We start from the raw sequence: 25,767 nt of genomic DNA on the forward strand, positions 1-25,767 counted from the left end.
ACATCGAAAGATGTGAATCATGCTTTCTTTATGGGCGTAGAGATGACTTCCTCGACGGATGCCGCCGTGGCCGCGCGAGCGATCCGCAGGCCGAGCGTCGACGCATCCCTGCACGTCGAGATGCGAGCGCGGACATCTGCGCTCACCGAAATACCGCGGGCAGCAAGAAAGGCCAGGATTGCGGCCGCCTTGCCGGTGGCCTCGCCTTCCGTGAGGCCCTCTTCTTTCCCCTCCTGGGATCTGACCCTCACCGCGAGACGGGCTCGCCGGGCGGGACCAGCGCCGGTGTGGGTGAAGTGGGCTGGCCAAGAGTGCTGATGGCTGGGAGGAAAGCGCATTGAGGGGTGCCGCCGACAGCTACGAGATTCCGTATGCGATCGACATGGGCGCCGCCGATGGTGGAGACCGTCAGCCCATCGCCGCCCACGGAGTCGCCGGTGCGGATCTCGACGTCGCCAGCGCAGCGCGGCGTGCCGAGGATCGCCGGGACCATACGGGCCCCAACGCAAGTCCGGGTGAACTGGGTGCACAGCACCTTCGTCAGCCGCCCGGAGGCCGCGAGCTGACCACGAAGCGCGTCGAACACCTCGGGCTTGACGTGGCCGTGGGGGTTGGAGAACCCAGCGGACAGGACCACCGCGCGCGGAGCGACCGTTGCGAGAAAGTCCGCCATGGTTCGCTGCGCGACGTCGGGGATGAAGCTCATCCCCGGGTGGCTGTCGGGCCAGGCGCCGTGATGAGGGAACTTGAGGACGTCCGCCATGATTGGTTGCCGTCCGGCGCGATCGAGGATGAGCGAGATCCCCGTCAGCTGGACGTCGGCGGCGAGCAGCGTCCGGCGGATGCCAGCCCGGAGGTGGTGCTCCACCAAGAGCACGCCGGAGATCTCGTTCTTGCCTTGAGTGACCAGGCTGTCGAGGTCATCCGGTGCTGGGTGCAGGACCACGACGCGGACGGAGGATCCAAACCAGGCCAGGTACCGTGGCTCCTCGTTTAGCTGGGTGGTGAGAGCGAAGCGAGGGTTGCGCTTGGTCCGCCGGGCAGCCTCGCGCGAAACTGCGCCGATCGCGCGGCACAGGCGCACGTAGTCCGTGCTCGGCCCCGGCGACGACCGATCGTGATTGAAGAAGATTCCTTGGAGGCTACCCGGGAAGCCATTGAGCAGGTCTATCGCACCGCGGGTATGATCTCGGTCGGAGTGAGACAGGTAGAGCAACACCTCCTGGATGCCTTCGGTCTCCAGGAGGCGGAGCACGGGCTCGGCCTGGTAGACGTCCGTGACGAAAGCGCGCGGCATGTCCGGGAGCAGGCCGACGATGGCGTCTCCCTGGCCAACGTCGAGGATACGCACGCGCAGGTCACTCGACATGGGCATGCTCCTCCGGTCCCTCGTAGCCGATCAGGCGCTCCAGCTCGTTCGCGTCCATGTAGGAATAGGGCACGGGCCGGAAGTCGCGCAGCAGCCACGGATCTCGCAGGTCACCCGCCGAGACGCTTTCCGCAGGCACTGCGCACGTGAACTCGACCCCGGGAGTGAGCGCCCAGCCAGGGATATGACGAGGCAGCGGTACGGTGAGCGGGCCCTCTGGAGAGTAGCGGTAGAGGTCCAGGCTCACCTCCTGCCGGAGGGTATCGATCGCCGCCACCGAGCCGCTGATGCGACGGTAAGCACCGGGGCGGGGCAGATGGGCTTCTGCGGGCGCGTCCACCCACTGCTCCGTCGTCTCGCGAAGATAGGAATGCAAGTCGGAGACATGGTTCTCCGTGAGACCGTACGAGAGCCCGATGCGATGGTTGATGTAGCCGGCGAGCTCCTCGAAGCTCGCTGTAAGCTCGCTCGGCTCGGTGCTTTTCGTCAGCTCCCAGCACGCACGGTGGGACGAGCGCGCTCCTGGAGGGAGCTTCATGATCTGCTCGATCAGGCGGTGGATCTCCGGATCGAACTCGGGGAGCGGGAGGCTCTTGATGTCTGGAACGCCGTACCCGCGGGTCGCGGCGCGCATGCCAATCCAAGCCTGCGCCGGTGGACTGTTGAGGATGGCCGAGAGCCACATGAGGATTGCGTGTGGCCCGTAGCGCGCCACGAAACCCTTCGCCCATGGAGAGAGGTCCGTCCGTATGCCCAAACACACGAAGTCGTGTTCGGGGAAGACTCCACCACTCGGGGCGAGGGCAGGATCGTAGGCGGCGATGAACTGCGTACGCTGATCTCGGGATCCGCGGGCCGTGGCCACCACCTTGGCGCCTCCGAGAAGTGGCCAATACTCCCTGCGCGGACAACGCGCGGTCGAGGGGTATAGTTGGACCTCGAATCCGGAGAGTTGACGCCGCGGCGCCAGTCGGAAGGCAACACATGGTATGGCCGGAGCTGCGATTGATGCCTCATGTACGGGACCATCCCCTTCCCGGGCTCGGCACTGAACCTGGCCCCTCCCACCGTGTCAATGCCTGTGCACCCGTCGCAAAGCGCCCCCACCGTAGGAGCTCCGTCCATCTTCCGCCACACAGCCCGAGCGGGCTCGCGATGATTCGCGCGTCGGGATCCATCGACCACGGTCGCTCGGGGTGACCCGGCAGCCCCGACGCAGCGAACGTCCGCGCCGAACGGAGGTCGTCCCTGACCGCACGAACCGCAGCGCCGGCCTTCGAGTAGGTCTGCTTGAACAAGGTTGCGCCCGCCGAGCGAGCCGCGCCCCCGTGCCGTCGTGCCAGGACCACGCACGTCTCCTGGTCCGCTTGAAGGCCAACTGCATGCTTGGGTAGCTCCCACACCTCCAAAAGATCGCAGGCGCCCAGCAGCTCGCGCCGCGCCCCAGGGCACCCTTCGCGCGTCATCTTGAGGAACCCAAGCGGAAGGATAATCCCGAGCAACCCACCGGGTGCCAACAGTTCGATCGCCTTCCCCAAGAAGCGGTTGGCGAGCTGCGTCCGGCCCGACTCGAAGGGCGGATTCCCCACGATGACGGTCGGTTGCCCCCCGGCAAAGCCTGCGGGCGTGAGGTCCATCGCGTCTCGCTTCGCGCACGTCGGCTCGGGGAGGTCGTCCATCGTCGCCGACCTCGTCCAGTGGGCCAGGAGGTACGTCAACCTCGTCACGAGCAGCGCGATCTCGTCCGTGTCGTACCCGATCACCCGCGACTGGAGGTGTGCGAGCCTGGACGGCTCGACCGTATCCTCGTGGGCGTCGTACAGCTCCGAGAGGCGCTCCGTGCCTGCGAGCAGGAAGCTCCCCGAGCCGCAGGCCATGTCGAGCACGCGCCGCTGGTCCTGCCTGAGCTCCTCGATCGGCAGCCGGCGGAGGATGTGCCTGGTCAACGTGTGCGGCGTGTAATGGGTCCAGTTGTCCTGCCGCTTCTCTCCAGAGGAGGTGCGCTTGGTGCGCTGCGGGATCAGGGCGCTCTCGTACAGATGCCCGAGCATTTCCGGTGTGACCAGCGAGAAGCTGATCGGCCCGGTGAGGTGCGCCATGATCGGCCGGAGGGCAGCGTCGATCGCCGCCCGCCCCAGCTCTTTGGCGAGCCGGTCCAGGTCCTTGCACACCTCGGAGAAGAAGCCATCCGCCTTCGCTTCTACAGCATCGAGGAGCCGGCGCGCGTCGGTGTACGGAGTGGGAGACGCGAGAAAGCTCTTGTCTTCGAGGATGCGTGCCGCCAGGAGCGCGATGGCAGTACGCGATAGCAGTGCCCGCCGGTCGTTCTTCCTCCAGGCGGGGTGGCTCTTGAGCGCCGACGAGAAGCCCTCGTTCAGAGACTCGGCGAGCTCCTCGCGGCGGGCCTCATAGAAGCGATCGAAGAGGACTCCCTGCCCGCCCCGCAACCGCGCAAGCGCGACCCGTTCGAGCTTGCTGCGGTGCTGGTCCAGCGCATGAATCATTGCTTCGGACTGGAGCGCGACGTCCAGGATCGGGGTCGGGGTCCCGTGGCAGTTCATCCAGACATCGGTCGTCGTGGAGCCTCCGAGCACCACGTGCGGAGCGACCGTCCTCTCGAACAGCTCGCGCGCCCGCGCCTCCCCCTGCGCCTTGTTCCGTACGAGGTCCTGGCGGCCAAGCTCCACCGCGAAGGCGATGGTGCTGTAGTCGTGCTCGCGCGGATCGTGGAAGAGCGCGGCGTCGAGCTTTCCCGGGACGGCGGGGTGCCCGTTGCTGGCCGCAGGCTTGCTGTAGCTCCAGTCGTACCGGATGCAGTCCCGATCGTAGCCGAGGTGGCCGAACGCGACCTGGAAGGCGTCCAGCTGACGTCGACGCTCCGCGGCCATTGCGACGTTCATCGGGAAGCCCTCGGCCGCCGTTCCGCCGCTTGCAGGCTGCCCTCTGGGGGCGCCAACATAACCTGAAGGAGAGGAACGATCTGGCGCATGGTGGGCCGTGGGCTTGCGTGCGATCAGTGAATCACGCTCGATCCACTTACCGCGGGTAACGGAATTGCTGCCGGAGGTCAACCGCTCGGCCTCCGACAGCGCGCGCTGAGCGTCTCAGGATCGGCTACGTTGACGGCTGCGCGTTTATATTTGCCACCGATCATCAGGATCGGTGTCTCCTCGTGCGGGGGAGGCTGCGGCGCGCGGACAACCCGCGCGATGCGCGCCTCCTGGGCCGGCGCGGCCCGGCCCGCCTTTCACACTCGGCTCGCCCAGTAGCGCAGGTTTCGGGGGCTGCGCAACCTCGGCGAAGAGAAGACGCGCCGTGATCGACGAATACGTTCGCTCCCGCGTTGCGATCACATTTGACGGCGGATCGCAACAAAAATCGTCGGCGGAGCTGTAAATGGCGTGGCTCCTAACGAACCGTAGGTGGAGCCCCACTGTACGCGCCGGCCTGGCGCGTCGCAGAGCGCGCCGCATGCTCCGGACCATGCAACACCTGCACGAGATCAACGGCCTGCTCAGGGAGGTGGCGACGACCCTCGTCACCGCGACGACGATCATCGGCGCCACCGTGGCGCTGGTCCACAGCGTTCGCCGCCTCTTCCGACGAAGCGGAGGGCCCCAGTCGTGAAACGCCTGGGCCGCCTCCATCGTCTTCTCCTCGATTCCCTGCCGAGCGCCCCCTCATGGGTGTCTATCTACGAGCTCTTGTGGGAGGTCGCCCGGAAAGATCGGGAGGTGCGCGAAGGCCAGATTCGGACGAGCTATGCGTCCAGCGTGACACGCTCTCTCCGCGCTCTGGTTGAGCGCGGCGACGCGATCCAGTGCAAACCGCGGCAGATCCAGAGCTGGGATGCCCTCTGTCGCGCGTACCCCTATCGCACCCGTCACGAGGTCGTCCTCGACATGCGGCGGCACCTCCTCCCCCTCGCCCAAGCGTGGGCGCAGCAAACGTCGAGCCCGAAGAAGGCGACGAAGGTCGAGTACGCCGTCTACCGGCGGCGAACCTTCGCGCGCTCCGAGCAGATCGAGGCTGAGTGGCGCACTGTCGACGTGAATGTGAAGCGACTCTTCGGGATCGTCAACGCGGACGAGATCGAAGCCGTCTTCGCGCTCCTTGCACGGGGGCGGGAGCTCTTCGATCCGTCGCTCGAGGTGACGTGGGGGCGGACGACGTTCGTGGAGGCGTACGATGCGGCGCTTCCAATCGCGCGACGCGTGGACCGAGAGATCGCGGACCAGCTTGAGCACTTCGCGCGGAAGGTATTTCCCCTCGGGACCGTGAGGATCGCCCTGCTCAAGCGCGATATCTACAAGTGCGTGACACAGCACACGTACGAGATCGAGGCACTGCTGCCCGATTTTGAGCAGTTCCTGATGCAGCAGGAACCGACCTACGTTTCGTCGCTCGCTGCTCAACAGCGGCAAGTTTCGCCGCAAGGCAGGAAGGTCCGCGTGAATCGGAACGATTTGTTCGAGGACTTCTTGATGGACTCACAACCGCCGTCTACCACCGCGGCCGGCATTCGAGGTTGGCGCTTGCTCGACCAGCTCCTCCTGCGCAACGTCGTGAAAGCCGTACCGGTCTACGCGCGAAAATGAGCCTGCGCTGGCAACGCCAGCGCTGCCCGCGATTCGGCGCGCGACCGCAGGGGCAAGCGCTGCGAGGAGATCCGCGTCGTTCGGGTCCACGACCTGCGCGTCGATCTTCGTCCCGTCTTCGCCGTGGAACCATGCCTCGTCGATGAGAGCGGTGAGCTTCATTCGGCGTTGCTGGGCGAGCGGGGTGCGCGCCTCAACGCGACTCGAGGGGCGCTCGCCCGCCGAACGTCGCAATCAGCTGTAACGTGCGACATATCTACGCATTTTCAGATGTAGGCCGCGAACCGTGGCACCCTATCTCCATACTCCGGAGGATAAGCCGCGGCCCATCATGGCCTATCTCCGCAATCCCGCAGATAGGCCGCGACCTTTCGCAGCCTATCTGCGGGATCGCGGAGATAGGCCGCCGCTGCGTACCTGCGTATTCCCGTTGCTAGGTCTCGGACGGCGACGGCGTGTCGTCGCGTAAGATTCGTGCCGACGGCTGGGTACCCATCCGCTTCCACAGGGGCAAGCCCCCACGGCAGATGGGCGCGGAAGAGGTCACGGCCATCCTCGACGAGCTTGCAGTCGCACGCCGCACCGCGGCATTCACGCAGAACCAAGCGCTGTGCGCCCGCCTCTTCCTTTACAAGCGGGTTCTCGACCTGCAGATACCCCGGCTCGAAGCGCTCGAACGCGCACGCCGGCCGAAGCACCTCCCCTCGGTCCTCTCGCGGCAGGAGACGCTCACCTTGCTCGAACACCTCGTCCCGCCTCTTCGGCTCATCGGCGAGCTCCTCTACGGAAACGGCCTCCGGCTCCTCGAAGCGCTTTCGATTCGCGTCAAAGACGTCGACCTCGATCGACGACAAATATCGGCAGTGCAAAGGGCCGTGCACGATGCCGGACGCGCGGCGGAGCTCGCCAGGCGAGCGACATGCCGACCCCTCCGCCAGAGCTTCGCGTCCCACTTTCTCGAGGCGGGCGTCGACATCCGGACGATCCAGACGCTGCTCAGCTACAAAGATGGGCGGACCACGATGATCGACATCCACATCGTCGACCGCGGCCCTCTCGGCGTCATCAGCCGCGTTTACCGCTAACCGCCGGGTCTGCGGGGAGCACCTTGAGCTCCGCCCCCACCCCGTCGAGCCGGCCCCACCCATCGTGAAAGGTAGCGTACCTGACGGCTGCGCCGCCTTGTCAAGGAGACCAACGCGTGCTCGTGCGCGTTCCACACCGAACGACTCGAGCTCGGCCGAGGCGTCCACGCCGCGCGCTCGGGATGGGCATCCCCCTCGCCGATCCCGTCATCGCTACGCCCACCGGGGCAGCTCCGTCCCGAAGCAGGCGGGCGGCCCAGGATCTGTGCCATGGGCGATGCCGCGCACCACGCACGTGACGTGGGCGCCACCTCGTTCCGCAGCGCCCTCGAAGCGCTTGCCCAACGTTCGGGATCACTACGCGCGGGGTCGTGCCTTGCGTGGCCGGCCCCGCTTGACCGGCGGTAGCTCCCGCTGGCGGAACAGCACCCCAGGCCGGACGCCGAGCACGTCGGCCAGCCTCACGAGGACGGCCACCCCGACGTTGGTCTTGGCGCGCTCGACCTTCTGCAGAAATCCGAGGGCGATTCCGGCTGCGCTAGCGAGCTCTTGCTGCGTCATGCCGCGCTTCAGGCGGATCCGGCGGACGTTGGCCCCGATGAAGCCGAGCACCTCCTCCAGCCGGGCATCAGGCATGGCGAAGGCGTCGTCTCTCCTGCGACCTGGAATAGAATCTCATATGTCTCATTTGTGTTGGCGTGCTCCCGCCGCGCCACCTAAGCTCCCCACAAGCAAGTGCTGCCCGCGACGGCGCCAACCGTCCGGGCAGCGTGGCCGAACCCCGCGTCAACGAGGTCCGACATGGAAACGGTACGTCCGCGCCCCGAACAGGGCCAAGAGATCGATCCACCCTCACGCCGCCGCCTGCACTCCACGGCGCGCGGCCGGCTCGTCCGCCCGCCCAAGCCCCATCGAGAATCGCCGCACCCCGCCGTCTACCTCGACGCCGCCGCGCTCCTCGAACAGGGCCCGTTCATCCGCAGCGCGCTGCGCGCCCGCGGCGTCCGCGCCGCGGATCTCGACGACGTCACGCAGGACACCGTGCTCGGCGCCTTTTGCAGCATGCGCGCCGGGCGCTTCCGGCCGTCCCCCGATCAACCGCCGGGCGACGCGTTGCGCGCCTGGCTGGCCGCGGTCGCCCTGCGCCAGGCGTCGCACCACCGCGACAAGGCGCACCGGCGGCACGAGGTGCCCGCGGACGATCCCGACCGGCTCGCTTCCCTCGCAGCACCCTCTCCGGAGGAGCGCATCGTCGCGCGCGGGCTGCTCCGCGCCTTCCACCGTCTCCGCGCGGAGCTCCGCGAGGTCCTGACGCTCACCGCCGCCGGCCTGACGACACGCGAGATCGCGGCGGAGCTCGCGATCCCGAGGCCGACGGTGGCCACGCGCCTCCGCCTCGCGCGGCGCCTCTTCGCGCGGTCCCTCACCCGCCGGCGGAGGTGGCCCCGATGAGCGGCGCACCCGTCGACGCCCCCGCCGAGACGGCGGCAGAGATCCCGACCGCGACCGAGGCCGGCCTGATCGAGATGGTGCTCGGCATCCCGGCCGTGGGGCCGCGCATCCTCGGCACGGCCGCCCTCCCGTCCCTTGGTCGCCTCTCTCCGGCGGCCATCGCCGAGCGAACCCAAATCGCGCTCGTGGACGCGACCCGGCTCGCCGCGGCCTTCGAGCTCGGTCGCCGCGCCCACGCCGCGCGGGCTCGCCGAGGCGCGCTCCTCACGGACGCCGCCCGCGTGGCGCGGTACTTCGGCCCGAGGCTCGCGCACCTCGTCCACGAGGAGCTCTGGATCGCGGCGCTCGACAGCCACGGCCGCGTGCGCGAGACGCGCATGCTCGCCCGCGGCGTCGACGACGCCCTCCACGCAGATCGCTCGACCATCCTGCGCACGGCGCTGGACATGGCGGCCGTCGGCTTCGTCCTGGCCCACAACCACCCGAGCGGCGATCCGACGCCGACCGCGGAGGACCACGCGATGACCGAGGAGCTGCGCGATCTCTCCTGCGCGCTGAACGTCCCGCTCCAGGCGCACGTCATCGTCACGCCGAGCGGGCGGTACCACCCCGTCCTCGAGTAGGTCATCGCGGGGGCGCTCCACCCGCCTCACCTCACCGGCAGCGCAACCCCCTCGCCCCCGGAACCTCCGCGCGCCGCCGCTGTCATTCCGCAGGCACGACGGACTGCCGGCCAGCGCGGCCGAGCGCCCGCCTGAAGGACGCGGATCCGCGCGTCCTCCGCGCGGTTCCAGAGGACGTGAGCGCGCCGCTCCGCGCGGCGCACAGGGGAGATCTATGCCCAGCGCGAACACGACGGACGCCGCGGATGGCGGCGCCGCCACCGATCCGAACCTCACCGCCGCGAGGCAGCCCGACGCGGCGAGCGCCGGCGAGGCCGAAGGGCCGGTGCGCTCCGTGGAGATCGTCATCTCCTGGGGCACGACCGTGCTCTTCGTCCAGCACCTGACGCCGCCGCGCGCGTTCGACGTCGGCGAGGGGCGCGACGACGGCCGCCCGTGCGACTGCTTCCTCCCCGGGCGCCTGCTCGGGGCGCGCCGCGCGCCGCTCCTCGAGGTCGACGGCGCCGGGCGCGTCGGCTTCGTCCTGCCGGGCGCCGCGACGGGGACGCTCACGCTCACCCCCGGCGGCGCGCCGCTTTCCGCGGCCGAGGCGCGGGAGCTGCATGTCGGCGTGGAGCGCGCGGCGCGCGCGGCGATCCCCGGGGCCACGCTCGTGCCCCTGCCCGCGCAAGGGCGCGTGGACGTCGAGATCGCGGGCGTGCGGATCCAGATCCGCGCCGACGCCGCCGCGGGCGAGCGCGTGCGCCGCTCGCTCGTGAACCGGAAGAGCCTTGCCCTCCACGCCGTCTCCGCGGCCCTGCACCTCGGGCTCCTCGGCGCCCTCGCTCGCTGGGCGCCGCCCCTCGTCGACCCGTCCACGGGCATGAGCGCGGATCGGATCGCGCTCGTGCAGCAGTACCTCGCGTCCGCCGACGAGCGCGAGCTGCACGCGGCGCTCGAGCGCGAGGGCGAGCCCGCCGCCGACGCGAAGGAGGGCGGCACAGGGACGCGAGCCAAGGGCGAGGAAGGGTCGATGGGCCACGAATCGTCGTCCACGCCGCGCGCGTCGGCGACGGGGAACAGGTGGGGGGTCGAGGGCCCGAGCGACAGCCCCGATCCCCACGTGGCGCACCAGCAAGCGCTGCGCGACGCGGCCGAGTTCGGGATGATCGGGCTGCTCAACGCCGGGGGCGGCGGCGATCCGAGCGCCCCCACGGCGCCGTGGGGGCTCGACGGCGCCGCGTCGCCCGCAGGCGGCGCGGGCCTCCCCCTCGCCGGCTACGGGGGCCTCGCCGGCGAGAGCGCGCCGCTCGGGCTCGGATCCATCGGGACGATCGGGCACGGCGCGGGCGCCGGGTCGGGCCAGGGGTTCGGGAGCGGCCACGGGCGCGCCGGCGCCTCCTCGCCGCCGGTCCCGGCGCGGAGCGCGGCCGCCTACGCGAAGGAGCCCGAGGTCGCCCTCGATCCGAACGGCCGCTTCGCCACCACGTACAGGCCCGGCGGCGGCCACCTCGCCGCGTTCGAGGCCGCCCTCGCGCGCGGCGTCGTGCCCGCGGCGGAGCGCGAGCTCGTCGGCGACGTCGCCGCCCGCTACGCCCCGGAGGTCCCGCTCGCCCCCGACAAGGCGCTCGGCCTGCGCGCCGACCTGGAGCGCGCCGCGCTCGGCCCGGGCGGCGGCGCCTTCCACCTGCGCCTCGCGCTCCGCTCCGCGGCGGCGGCGGCGGCGGCGCGGCCGCACCTCTCGGTGCACCTCGTCCTCGACACGAGCGGCTCGATGGCCGGCGCGCCGATCGACAGCGCCCGCCGCGCCGCGCAGGCGCTCGTCGATCGGCTCGCGCCGGCCGACGACTTCTCGCTCACCACCTTCTCCAGCGACGCCGAGGTGGTGATCGAGGACGGCCCCGTCGGCCCGCGCCGCGCGGCGATCCGCCGCGCCATCGAGGGGCTCCGCGAGGGCGGCGGCACCAACATCGGCGCGGGGCTCTCGCTGGGCTACGCGCAGGCGAGCCGGCCGGGCATCCCCGAGGACGCCGTGCGCGTGGTGCTGCTCGTCTCCGACGGCCGAGCGACGAGCGGCCTCACCCGCAGCGAGCGCCTGGCGTGGCTCGCCCTCGACGCCTTCCAGCGCGGCATCCAGACGAGCGCGCTCGGGCTCGGCGACGACTTCGACGGCCAGCTCATGAGCGCGATCGCGAGCGACGGGGCCGGCGGCTACTACTACCTGCGACACCCGGAGCAGATCGCGCCCGCGCTATCGACCGAGCTCGACAAGCGCCTCGACCCTGTCGCGACCGCGGTCGAGGTGCGCGTGCGCCTGAAGGCGGGCGTCGATCTGCTCCGCGCCTACGGTTCGCGCCGGCTGGACGGCGCCGAGGCCTCCCGCGTCCGCGCCCAGGAGATCGCGGCCGACGTCGCCGCACAGTCGCGGGACCGGATCGCGGCCGACCGACGCGACGACGCCGAGGGCGGCATGCGCTTCTTCATGCCCGTGTTCGCCCGCGATGATCGGCACGCGCTGCTGCTCAAGCTGAGCGCCGGCCCCGGCGCGGGGAAGCGCGCCGTCGCGACCGTCGAGCTGAAGTACAAAGATCGGCTCGCCAGGAAGAACGTGATCGAGGAGATCCCCATCGAGGTGCGTTATGCGGACAGCGACGCCGCCAGCGCGGCGTCCGTCGACGCGTCGATGACGCGCGCGCTCCAGGGCTTCGCCGCGGGCGAGTCGCTCGCGGAGGCCGCTGCCCGCGTGGCGCGCGGCGATCGCGCCGGCGCCGCCGCGCTCCTCTCCGAGCGCGAGGGCATCCTGCACGAGGCCGCGACCCGGCTGGGCGAGCCGCTGTTCCTGGAGGACGCGGCGCGCCTGTCGCGCCTCCGCGCGCACATGGGCGCAGAGCAAGGCCTCGGCGATCCGCTCGTCCTCGCGATGTTGCTGGAGACGGCGGGGCGATCCCGCCTGCGCTGACGCGCAATCGCAGCGCGCGCACGGGCGGAGGCGTCGCACAGGTGGTAGGCTGAGCGCGGCCATGACAGACAGAGTCTCATCGACCGGACGCGCTGCGCTGCGAGAGTCGCTGCTCCAGTTCTCCGCTTTCGCCGACGCGCTCGAGTCCCGATCCATGCGCGAGGCCATCGATGCCTGCATCACCGTCCTGGACGCTCCAGGGCCGCTCGACAAGCGCGACCTCGCCCCGTGGCTCAAGGTCGTCCACGAGCGCGCGGCCGATGTCTTTCGACGAGGTATCCGTCAGACCACGGGTGTGCTGCGCCAGCAGATGATGCACGGCCTGAAGCAGGCCGAAGAAGACGCGGTCTGGATGCAGCAGGCCATCGACGCGCTCAGTCGAGACCGCGCGAACTGACATGCTGAGCTGAAACAGGGCTCGCCGCGACAGGCCGAAGCGAGCCGGCCGGAGGCGGGAGCAGGCGGCCGCGCACAGCGTGACACGACACGCGCCGTCCGTGCTACGAGAGGGGACATGCTCGCCTCGGCGTTTCCGCTGCTGCTCCTCGGCTTCTCTCTCGGGATGCGCCACGCCACCGACGCGGACCATGTGATCGCGGTGGCGACCGTCGTGAGCCGGGTGCGGAGCCTCGGGACGGCGCTGCTGATCGGCGCGATGTGGGGCGTCGGCCACACGCTCACGCTGATGGTGATCGGCGGCGGCATCCTGCTGTTCGGGCTCGTGGTGCCGCCGCACGTCGGCCTGGCCATGGAGCTCTCGGTCGCCCTGATGCTGATCGGCCTCGGGGTGTACCACCTGGCGCGGCTCTACCGGGCGGTCCGGCGGGGCGAGCCGCCGGCGCCCGACGTCGCTCCGGTCGAGCATGCTGCGCCTGCTGCGCCTGTTGCGCATGTTGCGCATGTTGCTCACCACGACGGCCACCGGCACGACCTCGGCTGGGCGGACCGCGTGTTCGGCGGCTCGCGCGTCTACGCGAGCCTCCGGCCGCTGCTCATCGGCGTGGTCCACGGCCTCGCGGGCTCGGCCGCCGTGGCGCTCCTCGTGCTCACCACGGTGCGCGACCCGCGGTGGGGCATCGGCTACATCGCGCTGTTCGGCGTGGGCACGATCGCCGGGATGACGCTCATCACCGGGGTGCTCGCGCTGCCGTTCGCCTACGCGCGCGCTCGCACCAGCGGGATACACAACGCCTTCGGCGCCGTCGCCAGCCTCCTCAGCGTGGGGTTCGGCCTGTTCCTGGCCTACGACATCAGCTTCGGGTCCGGGCTGTTCACCGCGAACCCGCAGTGGACGCCAGGCTGACGGCGCCCGGGCGAGCCGCGCTCGCCGAAGGAGCGACGCTCGCCGAAGGAGCGACGCTCGGCGCTCACCGGCTCGCGGCCGACCAGGCGCACTCGGCCTCGCGCGGCGACGCCGGCGCGAGGTGCGCGTCGATCTGGGTCATGAGCCAGTCGAGGAACTCGTCCTTCAGGATCGTCTGCGCCACGTGCAGATCGGTCCAGACGGGCGCGCGCGCGGCCGCCCTGTCGCTCGTCTGCACCACGACCGGGATCGTGCAGAACCTCGCGTCGTCGCGCATCGCGCGGATGAACTCCACCCCGTTCATGACGGGCATGTGGACGTCCACGATGGCCAGCGCCACGGGCTCGCGCGCGAGCAGCTCCAGGGCGTCGCGCCCGTTCTCGGCCTCGAGCACGCTGAAGCGCGGCTCGAGGATCAGCCGGTAGCACTCCCGGATGTCCGCGTCGTCGTCCACGACGAGGATGGCTACCCCCTCGACGGCGCCGAGCACGCGCTCGACGGCGGCGCGGAGCTCCGCCGCGGTGACGGGCTTGCGCACGTAGCCGGCGACCCCTCGCAGGATCGCCTCTGCCGGCTGGTTCACGACGGAGACGAGCATCACGGGCACCCGCTCGCGCGACTGCACGAGCCGGTTGAAGGCGAAGCCATCCATCTCGGGCATCAGGAAATCGGCCAGGATGAGATCCGGCGTCCACGTCCGGAGGAGTTCCAGCGCCGCGCTCCCGCCGCGCACGGTCCGGACGTCGTACGCCGCGCCTTGCAGCGCCTCGGCCATCCACGCGAGCGTCCCCGAGTCATCGTCGACCAGCATGAGCTTGGCCATGGCATCACTCCCCTTGCGCCTCGCCGCCGCCCGCCTCGCCTGCCGCGCCGACACGCCGCAGCCGGAGCCAGAACCGCGCCCCGCCTTCCGGCCGCGCCTCGTACCCGATCGCCCCGCCCCACCGCTCCACCGCGATCCGGGCGCCGTAGAGCCCGAGGCCGCTGCCCGCGCCAGGGTCGTGGCCGTGCGCGAACTTCTGGAACAGGCGCGGCGCGATGGCAGGGGAGACGCCAGGCCCATCGTCCTCCACCGTCACGCGAGCCCACCGGGGCTCATCGTGCACCGCGACGCGCACCGACCTGCGCGGAGGCGTGAACCGGAGCGCGTTCTCGACGAGGTTGGAGACCACGCGCGCGAGCCTGCGCTCCTCACCGACGACGGCGCACGGCCGCGCGCAGCCGAGCTCCGGCGGCGTCTCCAGGCACACCCCCCGGCTGCGCGCCATCGGCAGGAGCGCCTCGACGACCCGAGCGACGGTGCCGCACACGTCGACCACCGCGGCGAGGTCGCCGCTGGAGGCGTCGGACGCCATGCCCTCGACGGTGAACACGTCGAGGATCTCCCGGATCAGCTCGCGCTGCCGCAGGGCGGCCTTCAACGCGACCGCGGCGAGCGCGCCGCTCTTCTCCGGCAGCGGCTGCTCTCCCAGCAGGGACAGCGCGCCGAGGAGGCTGTTCAGCGGGCCGGAGAGGTCGTGGACGATGCAGTGGACGAGGACATCCTTCCGCTCGACCTCGCGCGACAGCGCCTCGTGCACGAGGCGAAGCTCGCGCGCCCGCTGGAGGACGCGGCGGCGCGCCTGGAACAGCGCGTCGTTCCGGGTGATCACGAGCAGCCGCGACGAGCCCACGCGGAGCGCCGTCGCCTCGAGGTGAAGCGCCTCGTCGCCGATCATCTGCGTCCAGAAGTCGGATTGCACGCCCGGCGCGCCATCCGCGGACCAGGCCCGCTCCGCCTCGGGGAGGAACACCTCCAGGAAGGGCAGCGCGCGATCGATCGGGAGCGGCGCGTCGCGCCACGGCGGCGCGAACCCGAGCCTCCGGAACCACGGCGGCGGCTCGCCGCGGATGACGAAGGTCCCGTCGTGCAAACGCTCGAGGACGAGCTTGTCCAGCGCCGCGAGGAGCCACGTGTCCACGTCCATCAACCTCGCAACGAAGGCGCTTCGCTCGCCAGCATGGCGCGCGCCAGCGCGTTGAACGCGCCTTCGACCCCGGCGCCGGTCTTGGCGCTCGTCCTCGTGATCCAGAGGCCCGCCCTCTTCAGCCTGGCCTCGGTGGCGTCGTCGATGTCCCACGCCGCGGTGAGATCGGCCTTGTTCAGGACGACGACGGCCGGGACCTCTCCGACGATCGTCCGCGCGGCGGTGTAGAGGCGGAGCCCGGTCTCCGCCGTGAGGCGCCGCGTGCCGTCGATGACGAGGAGCCAGCCGGCGGAGCCGCGAAGGTACGACGTCTGGACGGCCTGGAACTCGTCCTCTCCGCTCAGGTCCCAGAGGATGAGGTCGAGCTCGCGTTCATCGCACCTCACGCGCCGCGTCTCGATCGTCACGCCGATGGTCGTCCGGTAGGACTCGGAGAAGATGCTGCGCACGAAGCGGGCGACGAGGCTTGTCTTGCCGACCCCCGTCGCGCCCAGCACGCAGACCTTGCGTTTCTCCGCCATGACTCAGTCCTTGCTCTCCGCGTGCAGGTCCACAAGGAAGATCACGCTGCGCGCGCGGCGCTCGTCCGCGACGGCGAGGCACTCGGCCCGCGCCGCTCCCCCGGCGCAGGACGGGGGCACGACCTCGCGCCGCGTTCCCCCGCCGATCGCTCGCAGGCGATCGGCCGGGATCCCCCGCGCGACGAGCTCGGCCGCGACGTGCTCCGCGCGGGCCTGGCTGAGCGCTCGGTTCGACGCCTCCGATCCGACGGGATCCGCGTAGCCGATCTCGCGGATCTCGGCGGTCATGCCGGCCGCGCGCGCGCGGGCGATCAGCCGCTCGGCAGCGGCCGCGACCTCGTCGAGGCGCGCGGCCTGCTCGCCGGAGAGCCGCGCGGCGCCGCGGCGGAAGAAGAGCTCCATCGCCTCGAGGGATCGCGCCGCCGCGCGCGCGCGGTCGATCGACTCCTGCGCCGTCAGGCCCTCGCCGTCGAACCCCGAGACGCCGGGGAGCACCGCCGCCGACCAGCGCGCGCGCTCGATCCAGCGCTGGGGCGCGACCCCGCTGGCCACGACGGCGCCGCCGCGCAGCGCCAGGGTGACCCCGGGCGGCGGCGCGAGAGCGCTCGCCACCCGGCGCTCGACGATCTGCGGGTGGAGCGAGTAGAAGGGCTCGAAGCGCAGGATGACCTCCTGGGGCACGGGGCCGCCGCGCTCGAGCACGGCCCTCGGGTCCGCGGCGAGCGGATCGCGAAGGCCCGTGAACACGACCTGGCCGGCGCGCCGCTCCGCCGCGGTGACCAGCAGGCCGGGCTCGCGCCGCAGCGCCTCGCCCCAGCCGTCGACGCGGCGCTGATCCTCCCGCGAGGCGCGCACCGAGAAGGCGAGCGCGGCCGCGACGACCGCGGCCAGCAGGGCGGCCGCGATCGGCGCGGCCCGAGCTCGGCGCGGGATCGGCTGGCGCTGCTGCTGGAGGCAGCGCGAGAGCAGCTCGCGGGCGCCCGAGAACGGCGTCCGATCGCCGCGGAAGCCGGCGAGCTCACCGCCGTACGCGAGGTGGACGCGCTCCAGCGTCTCGCACAGGACGAGCCCGTACGCGGGCGGCGCCACGCCGCGCACGATGGACACGAGGAGCGCCGACGGGCCGTGCTCGACCCACCCTGTCAGATCGCCGACGCGGAAGCGCTCCAGCCGCGCGTCGGTCCGGAACGCGTCGTGGGCGAACGCGTCGATGGCGGTGAGCATCGCCGTGACCTGATCGGGATCCCTGTAGGGGATCTCGTCGGCGCTGAGGTGCTCGAGGACGAGCCCCGTCCCCCGGTGGACGAGGAAGAGCTGCTCGGTCCGGTAGACCATCGAGCGGAGCAGCACCACCTCCGCGAAGGGGCGCCCCGTGCGGCGCGCCTCGACGCGCCAGCGCACGCTCCGCCAGGACAGGCCGAGGGCGGCCGCCTCGTTGAGGCGCTGGATCATCGCCCGGAGAGCGCAGCGCACGGCCTTGCGGATGGCCGGCCCCATGGCGGGGGAGATCGCGTCCGCGAACGCCCCCGGGTCCCGGCGCACGCGCTCCTGGATCGCGCTGGCGAGGAGCGGCTCCAGCGCCCACGAGAGCGCCTCACCCCTCTTGCGGCTCTCGATCACGGCCTCGGGCAGCGCCCCCGCGACCATCTCGACCATGGACTGGTCCAGCCGCTCCTCGATCCGCTGGATCCGGTGCTGCTCTGGGCCCACGAGCAGGGGGCGGAGGTCTTCGAGCGTCTTCCTCGGCGGAGGCGCCTCGCGGCGCGCTCTCGGCTCTCGCATCGTTCTTCCTTCTCTGGACCGCCGCGCCCGCTCCGCTGGCCGGAGCGGCGCGGCCGCCTCACGCTGCCTCGTCCGAGCGGCGCTCCGCCTTCTGGTACCGCTCCGACTCCGCGGCCGCCTCGCGCGCCGGCGCGTCCGGCGCGAGCGCTTCGGCGCCGTCGGCCCACACGGCGGCCAGCTCGCGCTCGAGCATCGCGCTCAGCTCGCTCCGCGTGCGCCGCGTCTCGTCGACGAACGCCTTGGACTGCTCCAGCAGCTGCTGCCGGAGCTCGCGCTGCGTGCGCGCCACGAGCTCCTCCAGCCGCTGGACCCGCTGCGCGATCAGCTCGAGCGCCTCCCGCGACTCGCGCGCGACGCTGCCGAGCGCGCCGTCGGCGGCCGCGCGCTGGGCCTCGATCGACGCGCCGAGCGCCTCGATCTCCCTGCGCATGTGCGCCTCCAGCATGTCCAGCCGCCGCCACGCTTCACGCCGCAGCTCCTCCGCCTGGGCGGCGACCTGAGCGTCGGTGTGCGAGAGCCGGCGAGCGAACTCGCGGAACTGGGCGCCGCACAGGATGTCGCGCACCTGCTCCAGGCTGTTGGTGATCGCGGACTCTGCGTGTCCCGCGGTGGCTTCGTGCTCCGCCCGCCCGCTCGTCCTCATGGTCATGATCAAGGCCCCCTCTCCGTGCGTGCCATGCGTGTCGCGTTCGGCGAGCCGAGCTCGCTCGTCATCGCGCTCCCGGTTCGCTTCGTCGCGCTCGCGACGCCTCACCGAGCTCGCTCCCCCAGGTTTTCTCTTCCGTCTGGACACGATGCCCCTCGCTCACCACGTCGCGCGCTGCGCAACATGGGTCAGCACCGTGGGCGCGGGTAGCCCTCGGGGGGCCGCGGGGGCGGCCGCGGCTCGGCCGGGGAGCCGCTCGGCTGCTCCGGAGCGCCGCGCTGAACAGGATCGCTCGGAGCCCGGTAAGATGCTCCCATGCGAACTCCGCGAACCTCCCTGGTGGCCGCGGCCTTCCTCGCGGCCTGCGGCGCTCCGGCCGGCGGTGCTCCTTCGGCCGACGCGCCTTCCGCGAGCGCTCCTTCCGCGAGCGCCGCGGCCTCGGGTTCCAGCTCGCCCACGGCCGCCTCGCCGCCGGCGCCGCAGGCCCCCGCCGCGGCCTCCCCTGCGCCGGCGCCCTGCGGCGCGCTGGGCTGCCTCGCCTTCGATACGCCGGCCCAGGCCTTCGCCCGCGTCCTGGAGAGCGGCCCGCGCGTGCTCGCGGTGGGCGAGGCGCACGCGCAGCGAGGCTCGGAGGGCGTCCCCTCGACGACCCGACGCTTCACGGAGCTCTTCCTGCCGGCGCTCGCCGGCCGCGCCTCCGATCTGATCATCGAGCTCTGGGCCGTGGACCCGCGCTGCAAGAAGGAGCAGGTCGCGCGGGTCGAGGCGGAGCAGCGGACGGTCACGCAGGGCCAGGCGGCGCAGAACCAGGACGAGTTCCTCGCGCTCGGCCACGCGGCGAAGCGGCTCGGCATCCGGCCCCACCAGCTCACGCCCTCCTGCCAGGAGATCGACGCCATCGTGCGCGCGGGGCCGGACGCGGTGACGGCCATGCTCGAGATGATCGCGCGCCTGACGGCCGCCGACGCGAAGGCGCTGCTCGGCCGCGAGGACGCCGCGGGAAAGATGGTGATCGCCTACGGCGGGGCGCTGCACAACGACGTCGCCCCGCGCCCTGGACGAGAGCGCTGGAGCTTCGGACCGGAGCTCTCCGCGATCACCGCCGGGAAATACGTGGAGCTCGATCTCATCGTCCGCGAGTTCATCAAGGAGTCGGAGTCCTGGCGGGCGCTGCCGTGGTATCCCCATTTCGACAGGGAGAAGCACCCGGACAAGGCGGTGCTCTTCAACCCCGCGCCGGGCTCGTACACGCTCATCTTCCCGCGCTCGTCCTGAGCCGGCACCGCCGCGCGCCGCGCGACAGCTTCAGGGCAGGAGGGCGCCTCAGGGCAGGATGGTGAACGTGACCGGCGCGCCCCTGAAGGGACCGCCGCCCTGCACGATGCGGTTGTTCTCGAACAGCGCGCTGGTCACGCTGACCGTGATCGGCGCGCCGGCAGCGCGGAGCTTGTCCCAGGCCGCCGCGTCCGGCGTGTAGCTCAGCTTGGTCGTGAACACCCGGAGCAGCAGATCGCGCTCCGCCGTCGTGAAGACCAGGAAGTAAGCGCGCCCGTTGATGGGCGTCCCGTGAGCCCAGGCGGCGCGCGCCGGGCCAAGGAGCGCCCCGAGCTCCGCGACGATCGACGCCCCCGGGGCGGCGAGCTCCCGCGCCCCCGGCGCCGCGGCGGCCGGAAGCCGCAGCGCCGGCGCGGCCCGAGGCGCCGTTCGCTGCGCCGCGCCCGCGACGTGGAAGGTCAGCTCCGGCGCGGCGTCGCCGGGGAGCATCGCGCCGTCCTCGGGCGCGTCGAACACCGTGCCCTGCGAGGGCTCGTCCTTCGGCTCCACGGCGAGCAGCGCCTCCAGGGCCTCGTCGGTCGCGCCGCCCTCGAAGATGACGTCGGCCAGGCTCGGGTCGGTCGACGTCCCGCTCGACGTGTGGTCGTGGCTGTGACCACACGCCCCGGTGTACATCGCGGCCGACGCGAGCGCCGCCAGCGCGGGCACGAGGAGCGCCCGGCTCAGGAGAGGCCTTCGGCTCACGGCGCCTCCGCCCAGGGATCCGCGAAGCGCGGGTCCTTCAGAAACTCGTCGTCCGTCAGGGTTTGCAAGAAGGCGATCACGTCCGCTCTCTCCTCTTCTGTGAGATCGAACCCGCTGATGAGCTCGCTCTTGAACTTGTTCTCGCTTCCCACGCCGGCGTTGGGGAGGCCAGCCTCGATCGTCCGCCCTCCGGCGGCGTAATGGTCGAGCACCCCCTCGAGCGTCTCGATGCTGCCGTCATGCATGAACGGCGCCGTGACGGCGATGTTCCGCAGCGTGGGCGCGCGGAACCGGCCCATGTCCGCCTCCTTGTGGGAGATCTCGTAGACTCCCCCGTTGCCCTCCGGGTAAGCGCCGCTCCCGTCGATGTTGTAGAGCCCCGTGTTGTGGAACATCACCTCCGTGAAGGTGGTGCCGTCGTGCTCCACCGAGTCCGACAGGTTGAAGCCGCCGTGGCAATGGAAGCACTCCAGCTTCTCGGAGAAGAAGAGATCCATCCCGCGCAGCGCCGCGTCGGACATCCCGGAGGGGTCGCCGCCGTAACGGTAACGGTCGTAGGGCGCGCGGTAGGAGAGCAGCGACCGCTCGAACGCGGCGATCGCCTTCGTGATGTTCGCGAGGCGGATGGGCGCGTCGTCGCCGGGGAAGGCCTCGGGAAAGAGGTCCTGGTACAGCGGCTCGCCCTGTAGCCGCTCCAGGAGCTCGTTCTCCATGCCGGCGAGCCCGAGCTCGACCGGCGTCTCGCCGAACATGGGGAGGAGCGCTTGCTCCTCGAGCGCTTCGATGAGCGGATTCGCCCAGGTCAGCGTCGTGAGGTAAGCGATGTTGGCCAGGCTCATCGAGCTGCGCGAGTGCAGCTGGTCGGTCGAGCCCCTGGCGTTCGCGAGGCCGTCGGTGAACGCGAGCTCCTGGCGATGGCACGAGCCGCACGAGTACGTGCCGTTGCCGGACAGGCGCACGTCGTAGAACAGCCGCCTGCCGAGCTCGACCTTCACCGGCGACATCGGGTTGTCCTCGGGGACCTTGGGCACCGGAAAGCCCGCCGGCAGCCCCCACGCATAGGCGCCCGCGCCGCCTCCCCCATCGCCGCCGCCCACCCCCGTCGATCCGCCCGGGCCATCGTCGTCGCCGCAGGCACAGCAGAGGGCCGCGAGCGCGGCGAGGGCGGAGGAGATCGCCGAGCGGCGGAGAGCGGGCATCGAAGCGAACATCGCCATGGCGCCTAGTCTATCCTGAAGAACGACTGCTGATCGGGGCGCGGCGAGCCGTCGGTGATGTCGATGCCGAGATAGGTGAAGAGCGGCAGACACTCGGAATCCGACGGATCCGACATGCAGCCGGGGATGTCGTCGGCGCTCCCCGACAGGTTGCTCTCCGCGACGAGCGCCGCATAATCGACGAGCACCTTCGTCGTGAGCGGGTCGATGCCCTCGAAGGCGATCTCGGCGACGTTGGGGCGATCACAGGCGGTCAGCTCGCCGTTCGCGCCGGGCATGCAGCCAGTGCTGCCGATGTGCACGAGGAACGGCTTGGCGTCTGCCGCGGAGACGCTGTCGAGGCGCAGGAACTTGTACCCGTCGTTCCAGCTCCAGAACAGCCCCGTCAGGTTGAGCGGCGACGGCGCGCTCGACGCGTCGCCGTGGTTCAGGTCGAACGGGACGCCCAGCTTGAACGACAGCCCGTCGTAGTCCCCGGCCGGGACCGTCCCGCGCACCACGCCGTTCGTCTCCTCCGTCCCGTTGGCGCAGGTGCCCGATCGGTCCTCGAAATCGAGGAGCACGACGTCCTGGTACTGCCACAGCCCGTCCTGTTCGAGCGTGAGCGGCACCTCCTCGCCGTCCGCGCGGCGCAGGCGCACGTCGTGGATGTAGAGGCGGAAATCGTTCAGCCCCACGTCCGTCGAGGCGCTGCCGACAGCGTACGTCTCGCTGCAGGAGAACACCTCGTCGCGGACGCGGCCTTCGAACTGCAGCGCGACAGTGATCGTCGAGGTCGACGCGCCGTCGGCAGGCGCATCGTCGCCGCACGCCGTGAGCGCGAGCACCGCCCCGACCAGCGGGAACCAGAGCCGTGATGCACGAAGACCGGATTCCATGAGCGTCCTCCCGGGGAACTATGCGCGCCACGATAGGCCGCGCCGCCCCTCGCCTGAATGCGACATGTTGTCGCTATCGCGATCCGCCCGAGAGCGCGAGTCGATACGGCGTCGGAAGAGGGCTCGCGGACGGCCCCGGAGCAATCTTCGGCGGCCAGCAGACAGCGACGCCGCCGACGAACGCACGAACGCGCTCGCCGCCTGCGACGTCGACCAAACCACCAGCGCGCCCGCCGGGCGGGCGTGCGCGTCCGCAGGATAACACGAACCGGTAAAATCGTGCTACTGGCCTGCCCACCTGTGATCCGCTCCCTGAGCACGGCGCTCCCGCTGCTTCTTGTCATCACGTCCGCCGCGCCTGCGCGCGCCGGCGACGGTGCCGCGCCTCGGCCCGCGGCCGGGGCGGCAACGTCGGCTGGCGGCGATGTCCCCGGCGGCGCCGGCGCAGCGGCGCCCGCCTCCGGCGCGGCGGGCGCCGCTGCCCCCGTGTCCGGCGCCGCGCCCATCACGGTCGTGGTGCAGGGCGCGGCGCCGCCGCGCAGCGCCTCGGAGTCGGTGCGCGGGCAGGCGGAGATCCGGGCGGCGCCCCACCGGACGGCGAGCGACGTGCTGCAGCTCGTGCCGGGCGTGTTCACCTCCCAGCACAGCGGCGAGTGCAAGGCGCACCAGATCTTCTTCCGCGGCTTCGACGCGGTCCACGGGCAGGACCTCGAGATCTGGGTCGCGGGCGCGCCGGTCAACGAGGTCTCCAACGTCCACGGCCAGGGCTATACCGACCTCCATTTCGTGATGCCGGAGGTGATCGGCGAGCTCCGCGCGCAGCCCGGATCGTACGACCCGCGCCAGGGCGACTTCGCGGTCGCCGGGACGATGCGCTTCGATCTCGCCTACGGCGAGCCGGGGATCACCGCCACCGCCTCCGCGGGCTCGTCCGGCGCGCGCCGGCTCTTCCTCGCTTACCACCCCGAGAACGCGGACGACGCCACGTTCGCGGCCTTCGAGGCGTACGGGACCGACGGCTTCGGGCCCGCCCGCGCCGCCGGCCGGGCCTCGCTCATCGCGCAGGCCGTCTACCGGCCGCTCGCCGGCGTCTCCGCGCGGGTGATGGCGTCGGCGTTCGCCTCCCGCTGCGGCTCCGCCGGCGTCCTGCGCCTCTGCGACATCGCGTCGGGCAAGGTCGACCGCTTCGCCTCGTACGATCCCGATCAGGGCGGCGACTCGTCGCGGGCGCAGCTCGTCGTCGATCTGCGCGGCTCGGGCGACGGCGCCGCCCGCGGGGAGGGCCTCTCGCTCACGCCGTTCGTCGTGCTGCGCGCGCTCCGGCTGCGCTCGAACTTCACCGGCTACCTCGCGGACCCCACGAACGGCGACGCCACCCAGCAGCTCAACGAGGCGATCACGGCGGGCGCCACCGCGTCGTACCGGCTCACCTTCCCGCTGCTCTCCGACCGCGACACGTTCGAGGCGGGCGTCGTCGCGCGCACCGACTGGATCGAGCAGTCGCAGCGGCGCCTCGCGGCCGTCGACGACAGGCCGACCGCCACGCTGGTCGACGCGAAGGTCCGCGCGACCGACATCGCCGGCTACCTCGACGCGTCGATCCGGCCGGCGCGGCGGATCACGCTGCGCGGCGGGCTGCGCGCCGACGGCCTCGCGTACCAGGTCGTCGACAATGTCGGCCAGGGGGCCCAGGCGCGCGGCGCGCAAGGCGTCCACGTGGGCGGCAAGGGCACGGTCGACGTGGCGCTGCTCCCCGGGCTCCGCGCGCTCGCCAGCGTGGGCCAGGGGTTCCGCTCGCCCCAGGCGCGCAGCCTCGGCGACGGCGAGCGGACCCCGTTCACGCGGGTGCTCTCCGCCGAGGCCGGGCTCCGCTACGCCGACGAGCTCGTGCGGGCGTCGGCGGCGCTGTTCCACACGCGCCTCAGCGAGGATCTCGTCTTCGACGAGGCGACCGCCCGCAACGAGCCCGTGCCCGCCACGGCCCGCACCGGGGTGGCCCTCGACGCGGTGGCGCACCCGGCGCCGTGGCTCGTGTCGAGCGTCGGCCTGACGTACACCCGGGCCGCCTTCACCGCGTCGGGGGGGCGCTACGCGGCGGGCGATCTCCTCCCCTTCGTGCCCCAGGTCGTCGCCCGCGCCGATCTCGCGGTGACGCCGCGCCTCGGCGCGCTCTTCGGCCGGCGCCTCGAGGCCCGCGCCGGCGCGGGCGTGACGCTGCTCCACGGCCGCCCCCTGCCGTTCGGAGAGCAGGGCCACGACGCGCTCGTCACCGACGTGACGGCGCACGTCCGCTACCACCGCGTCGAGCTCGGGCTCGACGTCTACAACCTCCTCGACGCGGCGTGGTTCGACGGCGAGTTCGTCTACCCCTCGAGCTTCAGCCGCGGCGCGGCGCCCGACCTCCTCCCCGCGCGGCACGTGACCGTCGGCGCCCCGCGGAGCTTCCTCGCTTCGCTCTCCCTCTACATCGGCTGAGGACCTCGATGACCTCCACCACCGCACAGACCCGATCCCGCCGGCGCGCCGCCCTCGCCGCGGCGGGGCGCCTCGCCGCGGCGCTCGCGGCGGGCGCGCTCGCCGCCGGGTGCGGCGCCGGAGGCGACGACGCGACCTCCGGCAAGCGCCTGACCCTGGCGACGCAGATCGCGCCCGACGCGGCGTCGGTCGCGCCGTTCACGAACGCGCTCGGCTGGACCATCACGCTGTCGAAGGCGCACCTGGCGATCGGGTCGCTCCACTACTTCGAAGGCGCCCCGTTCACGGCGCGGCGGCCCTCGCCGGGCGGCGCCCCCTCGCTGCTGGAGCGGCTCGCCCGGTGGGCCGTGCCCGAGGCGCACGCGCACCCGGGCCACTACCAGGCCGGCGAGGCGAGGGGCCAGATGACGCAGCCGACGTCGGTCGACCTGCTGCAGGGGACGACGGCGCTCGCGGACGCGGACGCCGTGAGCGGCGTCGCGCGATCCGCGCGCTTCACGTTCGGCGCGCCGCCCGCGGGCCCGCTCGCCGCGGCGCTCGACGGGCACGTCGTCGCCGTCGAGGGCCGCGCCGAGAAGGGGGAGCTCGCGCGGGTGTTCCGCGCGCGCGCGCTGGCCGCCGACGTGCTCGACGACGCGACCGGCGAGCCGTCGGTGGAGGGGTGCGTGTTCGAGGAGGTCTTCCTCGACGGGCCCGGCGTCGTCACGCTCGTCGTGAAGCCGGCGGTCTGGCTCGATCAGGTCGACTTCGAGGCCGTCGCCTCGAGCGACGGCGGCGCGCCGGTCGACCTCGAGCCCGAGAGCCAGGCCCAGCGCGGCTTCACGCGGGGCCTCAAGAAGGGGACGGCCTACGCGCTCTCGTTCGCGCCCGGCTCCCCGGAGGAGAAGGAATGAC

General features: G+C 71.9%; 24 protein-coding genes. 11 read left to right on the plus strand and 13 right to left on the minus strand.

Annotated features, from left to right (window positions below):
* Positions 1 to 17 precede the first annotated feature (17 nt).
* The 4 genes from WMF44_RS31360 to WMF44_RS31375 all read right to left on the minus strand — a co-directional run bounded on the left by WMF44_RS31360 (position 18) and on the right by WMF44_RS31375 (position 4,269).
* Positions 18 to 251, minus strand: a complete 234-nt coding sequence (locus WMF44_RS31360; protein ID WP_437293720.1) for a hypothetical protein — start codon at positions 249 to 251, stop codon at positions 18 to 20.
* Positions 248 to 1,369: a ComEC/Rec2 family competence protein gene (locus tag WMF44_RS31365; RefSeq protein ID WP_437293721.1), complete on the minus strand. Its 1,122-nt coding sequence runs from the start codon at positions 1,367 to 1,369 to the stop codon at positions 248 to 250. Before WMF44_RS31365 ends, WMF44_RS31360 begins: the two co-directional genes overlap by 4 nt.
* Positions 1,359 to 2,084 (minus strand): hypothetical protein, encoded by a 726-nt coding sequence (locus WMF44_RS31370; protein ID WP_437293722.1) that lies wholly within the window; start codon positions 2,082 to 2,084, stop codon positions 1,359 to 1,361. The genes WMF44_RS31365 and WMF44_RS31370 overlap by 11 nt, the downstream gene beginning before the upstream one ends.
* Positions 2,085 to 2,382: 298 nt before the next feature.
* Positions 2,383 to 4,269, minus strand: a complete 1,887-nt coding sequence (locus tag WMF44_RS31375; RefSeq protein WP_437293723.1) for an N-6 DNA methylase — start codon at positions 4,267 to 4,269, stop codon at positions 2,383 to 2,385.
* 583 nt (positions 4,270 to 4,852) lie between these two features.
* Between WMF44_RS31375 and WMF44_RS31380 the strand changes: the two genes are divergently transcribed.
* The 3 genes from WMF44_RS31380 to WMF44_RS31390 all read left to right on the plus strand — a co-directional run bounded on the left by WMF44_RS31380 (position 4,853) and on the right by WMF44_RS31390 (position 7,052).
* Positions 4,853 to 4,996: a hypothetical protein gene (locus WMF44_RS31380; protein WP_437293724.1), complete on the plus strand. Its 144-nt coding sequence runs from the start codon at positions 4,853 to 4,855 to the stop codon at positions 4,994 to 4,996.
* The gene (locus WMF44_RS31385; RefSeq protein ID WP_437293725.1) at positions 4,993 to 5,967 is read left to right on the plus strand and encodes a hypothetical protein; all 975 of its coding nucleotides are present in this window, start codon (positions 4,993 to 4,995) and stop codon (positions 5,965 to 5,967) included. The genes WMF44_RS31380 and WMF44_RS31385 overlap by 4 nt, the downstream gene beginning before the upstream one ends.
* A 455-nt stretch (positions 5,968 to 6,422) precedes the next feature.
* Positions 6,423 to 7,052: a tyrosine-type recombinase/integrase gene (locus WMF44_RS31390; RefSeq protein ID WP_437293726.1), complete on the plus strand. Its 630-nt coding sequence runs from the start codon at positions 6,423 to 6,425 to the stop codon at positions 7,050 to 7,052.
* A 357-nt stretch (positions 7,053 to 7,409) separates the two neighbouring features.
* Here WMF44_RS31390 and WMF44_RS31395 read toward each other — a convergent pair whose 3' ends face one another.
* Positions 7,410 to 7,688, minus strand: a complete 279-nt coding sequence (locus WMF44_RS31395) for a helix-turn-helix domain-containing protein (RefSeq protein WP_437293727.1) — start codon at positions 7,686 to 7,688, stop codon at positions 7,410 to 7,412.
* 165 nt (positions 7,689 to 7,853) lie between these two features.
* Between WMF44_RS31395 and WMF44_RS31400 the strand changes: the two genes are divergently transcribed.
* From WMF44_RS31400 to WMF44_RS31420, 5 genes are all read left to right on the plus strand, one after another.
* Entirely contained in the window at positions 7,854 to 8,504 is a 651-nt protein-coding gene (locus tag WMF44_RS31400) for an RNA polymerase sigma factor (RefSeq protein ID WP_437293728.1), read from the plus strand.
* Complete coding sequence (locus WMF44_RS31405) at positions 8,501 to 9,127, plus strand: JAB domain-containing protein (RefSeq protein ID WP_437293729.1); 627 nt, start codon at positions 8,501 to 8,503, stop codon at positions 9,125 to 9,127. The genes WMF44_RS31400 and WMF44_RS31405 overlap by 4 nt, the downstream gene beginning before the upstream one ends.
* Before the next feature lie 214 nt (positions 9,128 to 9,341).
* Positions 9,342 to 12,065, plus strand: coding sequence for a vWA domain-containing protein (locus WMF44_RS31410; protein ID WP_437293730.1), 2,724 nt, complete (start codon positions 9,342 to 9,344; stop codon positions 12,063 to 12,065).
* Between the two features lie 154 nt (positions 12,066 to 12,219).
* Entirely contained in the window at positions 12,220 to 12,462 is a 243-nt protein-coding gene (locus tag WMF44_RS31415) for a hypothetical protein (RefSeq protein WP_231864310.1), read from the plus strand.
* A gap of 117 nt (positions 12,463 to 12,579) precedes the next feature.
* Positions 12,580 to 13,368 (plus strand): high-affinity nickel-transport family protein, encoded by a 789-nt coding sequence (locus WMF44_RS31420; RefSeq protein WP_437293731.1) that lies wholly within the window; start codon positions 12,580 to 12,582, stop codon positions 13,366 to 13,368.
* A 64-nt stretch (positions 13,369 to 13,432) separates the two neighbouring features.
* On the opposite strand, the gene WMF44_RS31425 is transcribed toward WMF44_RS31420, so the two are convergent.
* From WMF44_RS31425 to WMF44_RS31445, 5 genes are read right to left on the minus strand one after another with little or no spacing between them, the layout of a single operon-like run.
* A complete protein-coding gene (locus tag WMF44_RS31425) occupies positions 13,433 to 14,191 on the minus strand; it encodes a response regulator (protein ID WP_437293732.1) in 759 nt (252 codons plus the stop codon).
* A gap of 4 nt (positions 14,192 to 14,195) precedes the next feature.
* Positions 14,196 to 15,335: an ATP-binding protein gene (locus WMF44_RS31430; protein ID WP_437293733.1), complete on the minus strand. Its 1,140-nt coding sequence runs from the start codon at positions 15,333 to 15,335 to the stop codon at positions 14,196 to 14,198.
* Complete coding sequence (locus WMF44_RS31435; RefSeq protein WP_437293734.1) at positions 15,335 to 15,856, minus strand: Rab family GTPase; 522 nt, start codon at positions 15,854 to 15,856, stop codon at positions 15,335 to 15,337. Before WMF44_RS31435 ends, WMF44_RS31430 begins: the two co-directional genes overlap by 1 nt.
* Positions 15,857 to 15,859: 3 nt before the next feature.
* Positions 15,860 to 17,638: an OmpA family protein gene (locus WMF44_RS31440; RefSeq protein WP_437293735.1), complete on the minus strand. Its 1,779-nt coding sequence runs from the start codon at positions 17,636 to 17,638 to the stop codon at positions 15,860 to 15,862.
* 58 nt (positions 17,639 to 17,696) lie between these two features.
* Positions 17,697 to 18,287 (minus strand): hypothetical protein, encoded by a 591-nt coding sequence (locus WMF44_RS31445; RefSeq protein WP_437293736.1) that lies wholly within the window; start codon positions 18,285 to 18,287, stop codon positions 17,697 to 17,699.
* 312 nt (positions 18,288 to 18,599) lie between these two features.
* On the opposite strand from WMF44_RS31445, the gene WMF44_RS31450 reads away from it, so the two are divergent.
* Complete coding sequence (locus WMF44_RS31450) at positions 18,600 to 19,559, plus strand: hypothetical protein (protein WP_437293737.1); 960 nt, start codon at positions 18,600 to 18,602, stop codon at positions 19,557 to 19,559.
* Between the two features lie 48 nt (positions 19,560 to 19,607).
* Here the strand turns inward: WMF44_RS31450 and WMF44_RS31455 are convergent, their stop codons facing one another.
* Genes WMF44_RS31455 through WMF44_RS31465 form a run of 3 tightly spaced genes read right to left on the minus strand, consistent with a single transcriptional unit; the run spans position 19,608 to position 22,398 of the window.
* On the minus strand, positions 19,608 to 20,303 hold the full coding sequence (locus WMF44_RS31455; RefSeq protein ID WP_437293738.1) for a hypothetical protein: 696 nt from the start codon (positions 20,301 to 20,303) through the stop codon (positions 19,608 to 19,610).
* On the minus strand, positions 20,300 to 21,520 hold the full coding sequence (locus WMF44_RS31460; protein ID WP_437293739.1) for an MbnH family di-heme enzyme: 1,221 nt from the start codon (positions 21,518 to 21,520) through the stop codon (positions 20,300 to 20,302). The genes WMF44_RS31455 and WMF44_RS31460 overlap by 4 nt, the downstream gene beginning before the upstream one ends.
* A 5-nt stretch (positions 21,521 to 21,525) precedes the next feature.
* Complete coding sequence (locus tag WMF44_RS31465; protein WP_437293740.1) at positions 21,526 to 22,398, minus strand: MbnP family copper-binding protein; 873 nt, start codon at positions 22,396 to 22,398, stop codon at positions 21,526 to 21,528.
* A gap of 300 nt (positions 22,399 to 22,698) precedes the next feature.
* On the opposite strand from WMF44_RS31465, the gene WMF44_RS31470 reads away from it, so the two are divergent.
* Together WMF44_RS31470 and WMF44_RS31475 are read left to right on the plus strand one after the other, a co-directional pair.
* The gene (locus WMF44_RS31470) at positions 22,699 to 24,873 is read left to right on the plus strand and encodes a TonB-dependent receptor (protein ID WP_437293741.1); all 2,175 of its coding nucleotides are present in this window, start codon (positions 22,699 to 22,701) and stop codon (positions 24,871 to 24,873) included.
* An 8-nt stretch (positions 24,874 to 24,881) separates the two neighbouring features.
* Complete coding sequence (locus tag WMF44_RS31475) at positions 24,882 to 25,766, plus strand: hypothetical protein (protein WP_437293742.1); 885 nt, start codon at positions 24,882 to 24,884, stop codon at positions 25,764 to 25,766.
* Position 25,767 lies beyond the last annotated feature (1 nt).

It is taken from the genome of Sorangium sp. So ce426, from assembly GCF_051475585.1.
Classification (GTDB): Bacteria; Myxococcota_A; Polyangia; order Polyangiales; family Polyangiaceae; genus Sorangium; species Sorangium cellulosum_B.

What these genes read in the sequence shown, in the direction of transcription:
- WMF44_RS31365 (WP_437293721.1), bottom strand. Translation starts at nt 1,369, where the DNA reads ATGTCGAGTGACCTGCGCGTGCGTATCCTCGACGTTGGCCAGGGAGAC.
- WMF44_RS31375 (WP_437293723.1), bottom strand. Translation starts at nt 4,269, where the DNA reads ATGAACGTCGCAATGGCCGCGGAGCGTCGACGTCAGCTGGACGCCTTC.
- WMF44_RS31380 (WP_437293724.1), top strand. Translation starts at nt 4,853, where the DNA reads ATGCAACACCTGCACGAGATCAACGGCCTGCTCAGGGAGGTGGCGACG.
- WMF44_RS31395 (WP_437293727.1), bottom strand. Translation starts at nt 7,688, where the DNA reads ATGCCTGATGCCCGGCTGGAGGAGGTGCTCGGCTTCATCGGGGCCAAC.
- WMF44_RS31400 (WP_437293728.1), top strand. Translation starts at nt 7,854, where the DNA reads ATGGAAACGGTACGTCCGCGCCCCGAACAGGGCCAAGAGATCGATCCA.
- WMF44_RS31405 (WP_437293729.1), top strand. Translation starts at nt 8,501, where the DNA reads ATGAGCGGCGCACCCGTCGACGCCCCCGCCGAGACGGCGGCAGAGATC.
- WMF44_RS31410 (WP_437293730.1), top strand. Translation starts at nt 9,342, where the DNA reads ATGCCCAGCGCGAACACGACGGACGCCGCGGATGGCGGCGCCGCCACC.
- WMF44_RS31415 (WP_231864310.1), top strand. Translation starts at nt 12,220, where the DNA reads ATGCGCGAGGCCATCGATGCCTGCATCACCGTCCTGGACGCTCCAGGG.
- WMF44_RS31420 (WP_437293731.1), top strand. Translation starts at nt 12,580, where the DNA reads ATGCTCGCCTCGGCGTTTCCGCTGCTGCTCCTCGGCTTCTCTCTCGGG.
- WMF44_RS31425 (WP_437293732.1), bottom strand. Translation starts at nt 14,191, where the DNA reads ATGGCCAAGCTCATGCTGGTCGACGATGACTCGGGGACGCTCGCGTGG.
- WMF44_RS31430 (WP_437293733.1), bottom strand. Translation starts at nt 15,335, where the DNA reads ATGGACGTGGACACGTGGCTCCTCGCGGCGCTGGACAAGCTCGTCCTC.
- WMF44_RS31435 (WP_437293734.1), bottom strand. Translation starts at nt 15,856, where the DNA reads ATGGCGGAGAAACGCAAGGTCTGCGTGCTGGGCGCGACGGGGGTCGGC.
- WMF44_RS31440 (WP_437293735.1), bottom strand. Translation starts at nt 17,638, where the DNA reads ATGCGAGAGCCGAGAGCGCGCCGCGAGGCGCCTCCGCCGAGGAAGACG.
- WMF44_RS31445 (WP_437293736.1), bottom strand. Translation starts at nt 18,287, where the DNA reads ATGACCATGAGGACGAGCGGGCGGGCGGAGCACGAAGCCACCGCGGGA.
- WMF44_RS31450 (WP_437293737.1), top strand. Translation starts at nt 18,600, where the DNA reads ATGCGAACTCCGCGAACCTCCCTGGTGGCCGCGGCCTTCCTCGCGGCC.
- WMF44_RS31460 (WP_437293739.1), bottom strand. Translation starts at nt 21,520, where the DNA reads ATGGCGATGTTCGCTTCGATGCCCGCTCTCCGCCGCTCGGCGATCTCC.
- WMF44_RS31465 (WP_437293740.1), bottom strand. Translation starts at nt 22,398, where the DNA reads ATGGAATCCGGTCTTCGTGCATCACGGCTCTGGTTCCCGCTGGTCGGG.
- WMF44_RS31475 (WP_437293742.1), top strand. Translation starts at nt 24,882, where the DNA reads ATGACCTCCACCACCGCACAGACCCGATCCCGCCGGCGCGCCGCCCTC.